A 12,485-nucleotide genomic window follows, 5' to 3' on the forward strand; every position below is an offset into this window, starting at 1 on the left:
TAATTTAGATGTCAGAGAATAAAGTAAATTATAATGCATCTACAATTGCTGAAATGACTGGCGGAATTATTTTAGCTAATTTTAAAAAGGACCTTGAAGTTAGAGAAACTTCCTACCAAAGTGAAGCTGAACTTGAAAGTCAATTAATTGAAAATTTGGTTTCGCAAGGGTATGAGAGACTTATTGTAAAATCAAAGGATGAATTATATGTAAATTTAAAAATTCAAATTGAAAAGTTAAATGAAGTTTCTTTTACAAAAAAAGAATGGGACAGATTTTTACTTGAATACTTGGATGCTCCAAGTGATGGTATGATTGAAAAAACTCGAAAAGTTCAGGAAAATCATGTCCATGATTTCATATTTGACGATGGACATTTGCAAAATATTAAGATTATTGATAAGAAAAATATTCACAACAATTTTTTGCAAGTTACTAATCAGGTATGTGGCGAAGGAAAAAATCGAAATCGTTATGATGTTACTATTTTAGTAAATGGCTTGCCCCTTGTCCATATAGAGCTTAAAAAAAGAGGCGTGAATTTACATGAGGCCTTTAACCAAATTCACAGGTATAGCAAAGAAAGTTTTAACAGCGATAATTCCCTATACAAGTATGTTCAGATATTTGTCATTTCTAATGGAACTTATACAAGATATTTTGCCAATACAACGGCGCAAAATAAAAATAATTATGAGTTTACTTGTGAATGGGCGGATGCTAAAAACAAAGTGATTTGCGATTTAGAGGATTTTACTAAAACTTTTTTTGAAAAACGTGTCATTCTTGAAGTGCTTACAAAGTATTGTGTATTTGATGTCAATAATACTCTTCTTATTATGAGACCCTATCAAATAGCGGCAACCGAACGAATTTTGTGGAAGATAAAATCAAGTTATGAGGGGAAAAAAGCGGGCAGACCAGAAGCGGGAGGTTTTATTTGGCACACAACGGGGGAACGTGTCATAATAGTGACAGGGTGCATTAACGTTTTGGAATCAAGGGTTTCAGGAACTTCTATTAATAATAATTCATGCATTTATTAGAGCCTTAGGTATAATTTTAGAATGTTATTAAGCTTATTTTTCTAAAAAATATTGACACTATCAAAGATTCTGGCTTACTTGACAAATAAAATAAAAACAAGTATTATAAAGTGCAGTATTAATCAAAGGAGTTTTATCATATGAGGCATAATATTTTTAAATAACTATTAATAAAATAGAACAAGTACTTTTCCATGCAAAAGGATATTTGTATGGCTTATTAATTGTACTTTTATTTAGAAATATTCTCATAACAATAAATTTATATTTTTATGTATTATATAGCATTGATTAGACTGTAGATGTAGCACCCTGATGTTATATCTAATTGAGTGTGTTATATTTACTTTAAGCAGTTATATAAAAAATAAGTTCCCCTGTGAAGAGAGTATTTTATCACAGGGGATTTTTTATATAATTATGGAGGTATAAAATGAAAATTATTAATATAGGAATATTAGCACATGTTGATGCAGGAAAAACAACTGTTACAGAAGGTTTATTATACAAAGGTGGGGCAATTAATAAGATTGGAAGAGTCGATAATGGTACAACGATAACGGACTCGATGGAACTTGAAAGAGATAGGGGGATAACTATACGAGCATCTACAGTTTCATTTAATTACAATGATACAAAGCTAAATATCATAGATACCCCTGGGCATATGGATTTTATAGCTGAAGTTGAACGAACACTGAGAGTATTAGATGGAGCTGTTTTAGTAATTTCAGCAAAAGAGGGAATACAAGTTCAAACGAAAGTGATTTTTAATACCTTAGTGAAATTAAATATTCCAACCCTTATATTTGTGAATAAAATAGATCGAAAGGGAGTATATTTGGATGAAATATACACTCAAATACAGGAGAAATTAACTTCTAATCTTGCAATAATGCAATCAGTTAAAATAAAAGATAAAGGTGATTTTGAATTGACAAATGTAAGGGATGATAAAGTAATTCAAAGTCAAATAATAGAGAAGTTACTGGATATAAATGATTATCTAGCAGAAAAATATATAAATGGCGATGTCATTACAGAAAAAGAATATAATGATGTATTTTTGGATGAGATTAATAACTGCAATCTTTATCCTGTATTTCATGGTTCGGCTTTAAAAAATATTGGAATTGACGAGCTATTATTTGCCATTACTAAATATCTTCCTACCAAGAGCTATAATACTGAAGACCTTTTATCAGCGTATGTTTATAAGATTGATAGGGATGAAAAATCTAGAAAGATGACTTTCTTAAGAATATTTAAAGGTAGTATAAAAATACGTCAAGAAATTTTTAAAAATGGTGGAGAAGAAGTTTTCAAGGTAAGAAACTTAGAAACAATTATAAATGGTGAAATTGTTAAGGTAGATCAGGTTAATAGTGGGGATATTGCTATTATTTCTAATGCTAATTCTCTGAAGATAGGTGATTATATTGGACAGAAATATGACGGGATTTTAGATATAAAGATAGCCCAACCGGCATTGAGAGCATCAATTAAACCTTGTGATTTAAGCAAAAGAAGCAAACTGATAGAAGCACTATTTGAATTAACTGAAGAAGACCCATTTCTCGATTGTGAAATTAACGGAGATACTGGAGAAATCATATTGAAGCTATTTGGAAATATTCAGATGGAAGTAATCAAATCACTACTTAAAAACAGATATAAAATAGATACTGAATTTGGTGAATTGAAAACAATATATAAAGAACGACCTAAGAGAAACTCTAAAGCAGTAATCCATATAGAGGTTCCACCAAATCCTTATTGGGCATCTATTGGACTGTCAATAGAACCACTACCAATAGGGTCAGGATTATTATATAAGACAGAGGTGTCCTATGGATATTTAAATAATTCATTTCAAAATGCAGTAAAAGAAGCTGTAGAAAAGGCTTGCAAAGAAGGACTTTATGGCTGGGAGATTACAGACTTAAAGGTAACTTTTGACTACGGATTATACTATAGCCCGGTAAGTACCCCCTCTGACTTTAGGAATTTAACACCATATGTATTTTGGGAAGCTCTTCGAAAAGCAGGAACTGAAATATTAGAACCTTATTTAAAATATACAGTTCAAGTTCCAAATGATTTCTGCGGAAGGGTTATGAGTGATCTTAGAAAGATGAGGGCTTCTATTGAAGATATAATAGCCAAGGGAGAGGAGACAACTTTAAGTGGAAAGATACCTGTTGATACATCGAAGTCCTATCAGTCAGAATTACTTTCTTATTCAAATGGAAAGGGTATATTTATTACTGAGCCTTATGGGTATGATATATATAATGATAAGCCTATAATTAATGATATTGGGAACGACAATAATGATAGCAACAAGGAAGGGTTAAGATATTTATTTCAAAAACAGGATGAAAATTGAGGCCTAAATATAAAATTTAAAATAGAATCGAGAAATCATAGTTTTAAAATAGTTGATGAGGGAGCATACCTGTATCAATTAGAAAACTTGAATGGTAGTACATTACTAAAAAAATGAAATTGGTGTTTTTTTACTTCTGAATGATAGGAAAAATATAATTTAGATGACAGATTTAAAACGAGTATTTGGATCAAATTGAATTTTATGAAGTAAAAGACATATATTCAAAGTGGAAATATTCTATTCAAATCAAATGAAGTGGGGGAATCCCTACGTAATAAAATTGAACATAAGATCAAGGCAGTTTTCGGGACTTTCATAAAGATTATTTTGAGGATTTCTATAGTGTTAGAACAGATTATTTTGGATTGCCCATTCTCTAAGGATGAAGTAACATAAGCAGAGACATTATCAGAAGTAGTAAGTCTATATGCTGTATTATTGACACATAATCTTGTAAAAGATAAGATTGAATACATAGATATTTATCGAAGTGAAAGTGATAAATATCATATTGTAGAGAGGGATGTATATCTTTTATTCTATATTAAACTAATATTGGCTTGAAAACTTATTTATAATAAAATAATAAATTTCAAAGGGGCAGATCAAATAATCTGGACATTTTTTTCTTGCCACCGAGGAACGTGTCATAATAGTGACAGGGTGCATAAATGTTTTAACATAAGGGTTTCAGGGATTTTTATTGAAAGCATTCATGCATTGGTTAGAGCAATTGGGTATAATTGTTGTAAGTAGTGCATGAGAAGTTATGAATTGGAATATTTAATATAACATATTCAGGAGGAGTGTTTAAATGATTGCTAATAAATTAAAAATTGGAGATGAGATAAGGGTTATAGCTCCTTCTCGAAGTTTGAGTGTAGTAAGGCAAGATACTTTTGATAAGGCTTTAACATTGTTAACGGAAAAAGGTTTTAAAATAACTTTTTCACGAAACAGTCGTGAAATTGATGAAGTGAACTCTTCAAGTATCGAGTCTCGTGTTGAAGATTTACACGAAGCCTTTTTAGATAAAAATGTTAAGGCTATACTTACCTGCATAGGCGGATTTAATGTTAATCAAATATTGGAGTATATAGATTATTCTTTAATAGAGGCTAATCCCAAAATTATATGTGGATTTTCTGATATTACTGCTTTGCTTAATGCCATTTATTCTAAGACAGGTTTAGTTACTTATCATGGACCCCATTTCTCAAGTTTTGGCTTTGAAAAAGAAACTGACTATACATATTCATATTTTGAAAGATGTCTTATGAATTCTGATAAGTATAATATAAGACCATCTAAAGATGCAAAAGAATACTATCTTATACAGGAAGGAAGTTGTGAGGGAGAACTTATAGGAGGAAACCTTTGCACACTGAATCTTTTGCAAGGAACAAAATTTATGCCTAACTTAAAGAACAAGATATTATTTTTGGAAGATGATAATATTATGGGGAATTATTTCGCTGCCGAGTTCGAAAGAAATTTGCAATCTTTAATTCAAATCTTAAAATTTAATGGAGTAAAAGGAATATTATTTGGGCGATTTGATGATAGTTGTAAAATAGATATAAATGTAATTCAAAGAATAGTATCAACTAAAAAACAACTTAAAAATATACCTATTGTATTTAATGTTGATTTTGGACACGTATTCCCCTTTGCAACATTTCCAATAGGTGGACTAGTAAGGGTGAATGCAACAGAAACTTCCATTTTATTGGAGGTAGTGAAGCATTAGTTAATAATCTCTAAAGGCATATAGAACACTTCTATCAACCATTAAAAGAGAAAAGTTAACCAAAGAGGGAGATGTTATAAATGAAAATGGAAGTTAGAAGGGTTTTAACAAAAGATGCTGATGATATAGATGGTATTATGTAAATGATGGAGAAAAACTTCCTTAGATTCCTACAAAAAACTTAAAAAATTACAACATAAAGTCTAGATTTATTGGTGAAAAAATAGAAGAAATTCTTAATAGCGATAAAATTATACATATTATCAATGCAGAGAATGTATTTTGAATAGAGGATAATGTTAATAATTTAATAAAGTAATCAAATATTAGTCTTCCAGATATAATTGTTTGATTTTCTATCCACAGGGGCTCGTATCATAATAGTGACAGGGTGTATAAATACTATAGTATCAAGGATTTCATAGATTTTTATGTAAAAAAATTCATGCATTTTTTAGAGTATCAGGTATAATTGTCATAAGGCAGTGCATGAGAGAACAGAATTTGATTATTTAGTAATTCTCAATTATTTGATATATTTATATTAGTGGAATTAGCTAGTTACACATAAGTAGAAAGGTATGTAGCTACAGTATTTAAATTTATGAAGGAAGATGATTATGGCCTACCATGAGTTTGGTATTATGGAAGATACTCCAAAAAAATATCAGAGGTTTGATGAATATGAGCCTGAAAAATTTGAACTTATCAAAATAAATGATGATTTTATTGAACCATTATTGCATAGTTTCGATGATATTTACTGTTATTGGCATACGCTAGAATGCCCAGGAATGAATCTTGCGTATTGTGGGATAACACTTATACCACCTGAGTCAATTGATTCTTTTATATTTATTTTTAGCAAATATGATAAAGAACCATATAATAAAATTATTGAATTGTTTAAAGAGGCTAAAATAAGAGATAAGTATATTATCCATTATGGAATTTAGTAGGAGAGTAAATGGAGGAATGTTTTATGCAAGAAAATATAGAATTAACAAAAAAGAGAGCTTATGAACTTTTTGATAACAAAATAATAGATACATTTGAAGTAGGAACATTTAAGGGGCTACAACAAATCCATCAATATATATTTCAAGATGTATTTGATTTTGCAGGAAAAATAAGGACTGTGAATTTATCAAAGGGCAATTTTCGCTTTGCTCCTGTTAGGTTTTTAGAATCTAACTTGGAAATTATTGAAAAGATGCCTGAGTCAGATTTTGATAGTATTATAGAAAAATATGTAGAAATGAATGTAGCTCATCCTTTTAGAGAAGGGAATGGGAGAGCTACTAGAATATGGTTGGATTTAATTTTTAAATCAAATATGGGTATGTGCATAGATTGGAGTAAGATAGATAAAGAAGAATATTTATCAGCTATGGAAAGATCACCGATAAATTCTCTAGAAATTAAAGTTTTGTTAAAAGGTGCTTTAACAGAGAGAATTAATGATAGACAAGTTTATATGAGAGGAATCCAGCGTTCATATGAATATGAGGGATATTATACAAAATAATCTAAGAAATAATTTATATAGTGATTATTATCCAAATAAAAATAAATATACTATCAGAAAAAAGCAATAGCTAACCTAGATATGAGATAATGCAAGTGGGAGAAGTTATTGCTCTTGTATCCACAGGTTCCGGCAAGACGCTTACTTCTTTTAAGGCGGCAAGGCTTGCGACGACACTGGATTTCATTGATAAGGTATTTTTTGTTGTAGATAGAAAAGATTTAGACTACCAAACAATGAAAGAATATCAAAGGTTTCAGCCGGACAGTGTAAATGGAAGTAAAGATACAAAGGAACTTAAAAGGTGTATTGAAAAATATGACAATAAGATTGTAGTTACTACAATACAAAAACTAAATGAATTTGTTAAGAAAAATCCTGACCATGAAATTTATGATAAACATTGTGTCCTAATATTTGATGAATGCCATCGCTCTCAGTTTGGAGAGGCACAGAAAAATATAAGGAAGTCATTTAAGAAATATTATCAATTTGGTTTTACGGGAACGCCAATTTTTCCAGAAAATTCTCTTGGTGGAGATACAACGGCAAGTATTTTTGGAGCACAACTGCACAGCTATGTTATTACGGATGCTATTCGTGATGGCAAAGTTTTAAAATTCAAAGTGGATTATAATAATATTACACCTAAATTTAAAAAAGCGGAGAAAGAGGAAGATGAGAAAAAATTAGCTAAATTGGAAAATAAAATGCTACTACATCCCGAGCGAATAAGTGAAATTACAAAACATATTCTAAAGGTATTTAATACAAAAACACATCGCAATGAGTTTTATGATATAAAGCATAGAAGGCTCAATGGCTTTAATGCAATGTTTGCTGTGCAAAGTATTGAAGCGGCAAAGTTATATTATGAAGAGTTTGAAAGACAACAGAGCAGTTTACCTGAAGAAAAAAGATTGAGAATAGCTACAATTTTTAGTTTTGCACCTAATGAGGAACAAAGAGCAATTGGAGAAATAGCAGAAGAGGATTTTGATGTTTCAGCAATGGAGATGACGGCAAAGGAATTTTTGGATAAGGCAATTGACGATTACAATACTTACTTCAAAACTAATTTTTCTACTAATGGAAATAAATTTCAAAACTATTATAAGGATTTGTCTCTTAAAGTAAAAGAGAAGAAAGTCGATTTGCTAATAGTAGTGGGAATGTTTTTGACTGGATTTGATGCTCCTACATTAAATACATTATTTGTAGATAAAAATTTGAGATATCATGGTCTTATTCAGGCTTTTTCAAGAACTAATCGCATACTCAACAAGGTAAAAACTTTTGGCAACATTGTTTGTTTTAGGGATTTAGAAAAAGCTACTCAGGATGCAATCAAGATTTTTGGCGATGAAAACAGTGTAAACATTATTTTGGAAAAGAGCTATGAAGAGTACATTTATGGTTTTAAAGATGAAGAAACTGGAAATGTAGTCAAGGGTTATATAGATATTTGTAATGAGATTGTGTCTAAATTCCCTGAACCTACAGAAATTATATTGGAAGCTGATAAAAAAGAATTTGTAAAACTTTTTGGCGAGTTATTGAAATCCGAGAATATCCTCAAAAATTTTGATGAGTTTGAAAACTTTGAAAAAATCATTTCAGATAGACAGATGCAGGATATGAAAAGTGTTTATGTTGATATTAGGGAAGGCATTTTAAATTCAGGGAGCAATGAAAATCCAGAAGGTGATAAAATAGATTTTTCCGATATTGAATTTCAAATTGATTTACTTAAAACAGACGAGATAAATCTTGATTATATTTTGGCTCTAATATTGGAAAAGTCAAAAGAAAATGATGATGTTGAAAGTTTAAAAGCAGAAGTTCGCAGGGTAATCAGGTCAAGCCTTGGCACAAGGGCAAAAGAAGAATTGATTATGGACTTTATAAACAACACAAGATTGTCTGAACTAAAAAATAATGACGATATTCTTGAGTCATTCTATAAATTTGCAAAGAAAGAGAAAGAGAATAAAATTATATCTTTAGTTGAGGACGAAAATTTGAAAGAAGATTCAAAACGTTTTATAGAAAGATCTATTAATAAAGGCTACGTAGAATATGCAGGAGATGAGCTAGATCGCATCATTCCGCCGACTTCACGTAGGCATGGCGCTAGAGAAAAGAAAAAGGAATCTGTATTAGAAAAAATAAGAAAAATTGTAGAAATTTTTGTTGGGATATAATTCCAATTTATTATTTTTTATATAAGAATTGATTTTGATATGATGGTGAATAAATTGAGATTAGGAAAATTAGAAGAAGTTGATATTAGACAACTTTGGAAACATGAGCAATATGATTTTTCAGAATGGTTATCAAAAGAAGAAAATATTGAAATGCTAGGTGATGAAATAGGATTAACATTGACAGAGATAAATAAAGAAGTTTTTGTTGGCTCTTATCGTTGTGATTTAGTTGCAAAAGATGAAACTACGGGGATTAAAGTAATTATTGAAAACCAATTGGAAGCGACAAACCATGACCATTTAGGTAAAATAATAACATATGCATCTGGTCTAGATGCAAATGTTGTTGTTTGGATAGTTAAAGAGGCAAGAGAAGAACACAGAAGTGCAATAGAGTGGTTAAACAATAAGACAACTAAGGATGTTTCATTTTTCTTGATGGAAATTCGGGCATATAGGATTGGAGATTCTTTGCCAGCACCTAAGTTTGTGATTATAGAAAAGCCTAATGATTTCGTAAAAACAACAAATGCAAATGTCGACAGTGGAGAGTTAAGTAAATCACAGGCTGAAAGATTGAATTTTTGGAATAGATTTAATGAAGTTTTAATTTCAAGAAATAAGCCCTTTAATGTAAGAAAAGCTACAACAGATCATTGGTATGATGTTGCTCTTGGAACAAGTGAAGCACATATATCAATTACATTGGTAAATAAAACAAATAGTATAGGTATCGAAGTTTACATCAATTATAATAAGGAACTTTTTGATAGATTATATTCAGTATCTGAAGAAATAGAAAATGAATTAGGGTTTAATATGGATTGGCAAAGATTAGATAATAAAAAGGCTTCTAGAATTATCTACTATATTAGCGGATTAGATTTTGATAATCACGAAAACTATGGCGAGCTTATAGATGAAGTAATAGATAAGGTTATTGTCATTAGGAGAACTTTTAGAAATTATATATAATGGAATTTGGCTGAATTAGTAAATTAAAAAACGAGCTTAAGTTAGATAAAACTTCCAGTATGTGATAAATAAAAAGCTTCCTAAGACTATAGAATTTAATTCATTTTTGTCAAGGCATGCTTGTGCTATAAGCCCTTGACAATCCTTCGTTAAATCTTAATAAGCAGATAAAGCTTTTGAAGAATTGTATCAAAGTACAAAAAGTGTAACATAGTCTTATCATATTACAATACCAACAAAACTAAAGATTCTTAAAAGTGTCTTATCTTGTGATGAAAATTTAATATGTAAATTTTAGACGATAGAAAGCAATAATTCTGTCGTTTTTTTATTTTAAAGAAAGAAGGTAATGAAAATTCAAAGGGTTTATATAAGAGAATATTATCCAAAGAAAACGGCTTTGACTAAAATTGAAATGGAAGATTAATTAAAAATATAATAGATCTCAATAATAGACCTAGAAAAATGTCTTAATATCAAACTCCATTTAAAATATTTATGCACGAATTTAGTTTGCTACAAGTGTCGCAACATTATTGCAATTCATCATTTAGAAAATTGGTGGGCTTATGGCGAATATTATTGCACAATCTTCTTTTCCTGGGTTTTTCCATCTGTGTTTTGTTCCGCTTGGAATTCTTACTGAATCACCGTTTTGAAGTAGGTAAGTGCCTGTTTCTAACATTAATTCTATTTTTCCAAGCGAGCAAACTGCAACTTCTTCTCCTTTATGTATATTAAAATCATCTGAATTATATTGAAAACCTGAAAGTTTCATTTCACAAAGTTGTATATCGCCTTTCATATCTGGACTTAAAAGATCATAGCTTAATTGGTATTTGTCTGAATTTGTCCTGCCGCTTGTAATTCTTATTCTATTTTCTTTTTTTACAATCATAGCGGATTCTTTGTTTTCTTCTTCAAATAAAGTAAACATTGGAACATCTAAGTTTTTTGAAATTAATTTTAATGTATTTAAAGAAGGATTTGCCTTCCCGCTTTCTATTTGGCTAAGCATAGATGGAGATACGTCAATCTCTTTTGCTAGTTCTTTGAGTGATAATTTTTTTATATTTCTAAATTTTTTAATATTTAATCCTAACTTATCTATTATGATCACACTTTCTATTTTTTGTTTGCTTTATTATTATACCATATATTTTACTTAATTTTATTTTTATAAAAGCTTGACAATGTTTTCTTATGTGATAGAATTAAATTAAATTAAATAAAGTTTAATATAATTTAACTAGGAGGTAAAAATGGACATCACGAAATTTCTTGAAAGAGAACCAGTATTAAAAGAAGTAGCTGAAAAAAAGGAAACAGTTTGGATTAATAAGAAGAAAAAAACTGGCGAAGAGGTTTGGAAAAATTTTCCTTTTGATGAAAACGATATAAAAGATGCTGAGGACAGATTAAAAAGATTTGCTCCTTTATTGATGGAATATTTTGATGACACGAAAGCTACAAATGGAATTATTGAATCTCCTCTTAAAAAAATTCCTAATATGGAAAAAATTTTGAAGGAAAAAACTTCTTTAGAAGGAAATTTATATTTAAAAATGGATTCTCACTTAGCTGTTGCTGGATCAATTAAGGCAAGAGGTGGAATTTATGAAGTTTTGTACCATGCGGAAAAACTTGCTATGGATTCTGGAATGCTAAAGGAAGATGATGATTATAGAATTTTAGCTAGTGATAAATTTAGGAAATTTTTCTCAAGATACACAATTCAAGTTGGCTCTACTGGAAATCTTGGTTTGTCTATTGGGATTAGTTCAGCGACTTTAGGTTTTAAAGTTATTGTTCACATGTCAAATGATGCTAAACAGTGGAAAAAAGATTTGTTAAGATCAAAGGGTGCTGAAGTTGTAGAATATGATGGAGATTTTACAAAAGCAGTTGAGCTTGGTAGAAAAAAATCTGATGAAGATCCAAATTCTTATTTTGTTGATGATGAAAATTCTTCTACCTTATTTTTGGGATATGCAGTTGCTGCAAATAGAATAAAAAAACAAATAGAAGATCAAGGGATAAAAGTTGACAAAGATAATCCAGCATTTTTCTATCTTCCTTGTGGAGTTGGTGGATCACCAGGTGGAGTTTCTTTTGGGCTTAAAAAAGTTTTTGGAGATAATTGCCATATTTTCTATATTGAACCGACTCATGCGCCATGTATGCTAATTGGTATGGCAACAGGATTAAATGGAGATATTTGTGTACAAGATTTTGGGATTGATGGAAAAACTGAAGCCGATGGACTTGCTGTTGGAAGACCATCAGGTTTTGTTGGAAAAGTAATGGAACCAATAATTTCTGGAATTTTCACAATGAACGACAACAAATTGTTTGATTATATGAGAGATCTAAATAATAGCGAAGATATAAAAATTGAACCATCAGCATGTTCTGCCTTTGAAGGTCCTATTAAATTATTTGAATACGAGGAAAGTAAAAAATATTTGGAAGAAAATAATTTATTAGATGTTAAAGAAAATATAAATCACTTTGCTTGGGCAACAGGTGGAAAGCTAGTTCCAGATGAAATAATGGAAAAATATTTGGAAACATATTTATAATTGGA

10 protein-coding genes are annotated in these 12,485 nt (G+C 29.9%); 9 read left to right on the top strand and 1 reads right to left on the bottom strand.

Translation table 11 applies throughout. The features are described from left to right. Positions 1-8: 8 nt before the first annotated feature. The 8 genes from BIV18_RS08200 to BIV18_RS08235 all read left to right on the top strand — a co-directional run bounded on the left by BIV18_RS08200 (position 9) and on the right by BIV18_RS08235 (position 9,898). Complete coding sequence (locus BIV18_RS08200) at positions 9-1,046, top strand: type I restriction endonuclease (protein WP_235860816.1); 1,038 nt, start codon at positions 9-11, stop codon at positions 1,044-1,046. Positions 1,047-1,479: 433 nt separating this feature from the next. Continuing rightward, complete coding sequence (gene tet(T) / locus BIV18_RS08205) at positions 1,480-3,435, top strand: tetracycline resistance ribosomal protection protein Tet(T) (protein WP_075660133.1); 1,956 nt, start codon at positions 1,480-1,482, stop codon at positions 3,433-3,435. 222 nt (positions 3,436-3,657) lie between these two features. Further along, positions 3,658-3,834 (top strand): DUF1697 domain-containing protein, encoded by a 177-nt coding sequence (locus BIV18_RS11460; protein ID WP_196793341.1) that lies wholly within the window; start codon positions 3,658-3,660, stop codon positions 3,832-3,834. A gap of 418 nt (positions 3,835-4,252) precedes the next feature. Next, positions 4,253-5,188: a S66 peptidase family protein gene (locus BIV18_RS08215; RefSeq protein ID WP_013669676.1), complete on the top strand. Its 936-nt coding sequence runs from the start codon at positions 4,253-4,255 to the stop codon at positions 5,186-5,188. Between the two features lie 644 nt (positions 5,189-5,832). Beyond that, positions 5,833-6,144 (top strand): hypothetical protein, encoded by a 312-nt coding sequence (locus tag BIV18_RS08220; protein WP_202968690.1) that lies wholly within the window; start codon positions 5,833-5,835, stop codon positions 6,142-6,144. A gap of 26 nt (positions 6,145-6,170) precedes the next feature. Then, positions 6,171-6,716, top strand: coding sequence for a protein adenylyltransferase Fic (gene fic, locus BIV18_RS08225; RefSeq protein WP_075660404.1), 546 nt, complete (start codon positions 6,171-6,173; stop codon positions 6,714-6,716). Between the two features lie 95 nt (positions 6,717-6,811). Next, positions 6,812-8,920 carry a type I restriction endonuclease subunit R, EcoR124 family gene (locus BIV18_RS08230; protein WP_235860817.1) on the top strand — a complete coding sequence of 703 codons (2,109 nt, stop codon included), beginning with the start codon at positions 6,812-6,814 and terminating at the stop codon, positions 8,918-8,920. Positions 8,921-8,974: 54 nt separating this feature from the next. Then, positions 8,975-9,898, top strand: coding sequence for a DUF4268 domain-containing protein (locus BIV18_RS08235; RefSeq protein ID WP_202968692.1), 924 nt, complete (start codon positions 8,975-8,977; stop codon positions 9,896-9,898). Between the two features lie 550 nt (positions 9,899-10,448). Here BIV18_RS08235 and BIV18_RS08240 read toward each other — a convergent pair. Continuing rightward, positions 10,449-11,018: a helix-turn-helix domain-containing protein gene (locus BIV18_RS08240; RefSeq protein ID WP_083635563.1), complete on the bottom strand. Its 570-nt coding sequence runs from the start codon at positions 11,016-11,018 to the stop codon at positions 10,449-10,451. A gap of 142 nt (positions 11,019-11,160) precedes the next feature. Here BIV18_RS08240 and dsdA point away from each other — a divergent pair, with 142 nt between their 5' ends. Next, the gene (gene dsdA / locus BIV18_RS08245) at positions 11,161-12,480 is read left to right on the top strand and encodes a D-serine ammonia-lyase (RefSeq protein ID WP_075660136.1); all 1,320 of its coding nucleotides are present in this window, start codon (positions 11,161-11,163) and stop codon (positions 12,478-12,480) included. The last annotated feature ends 5 nt before the right edge of the window (positions 12,481-12,485 follow it).

The sequence above is a fragment of the Peptoniphilus grossensis genome (genome assembly GCF_001940285.1).
GTDB lineage: Bacteria > Bacillota > Clostridia > Tissierellales > Peptoniphilaceae > Peptoniphilus_A > Peptoniphilus_A faecalis.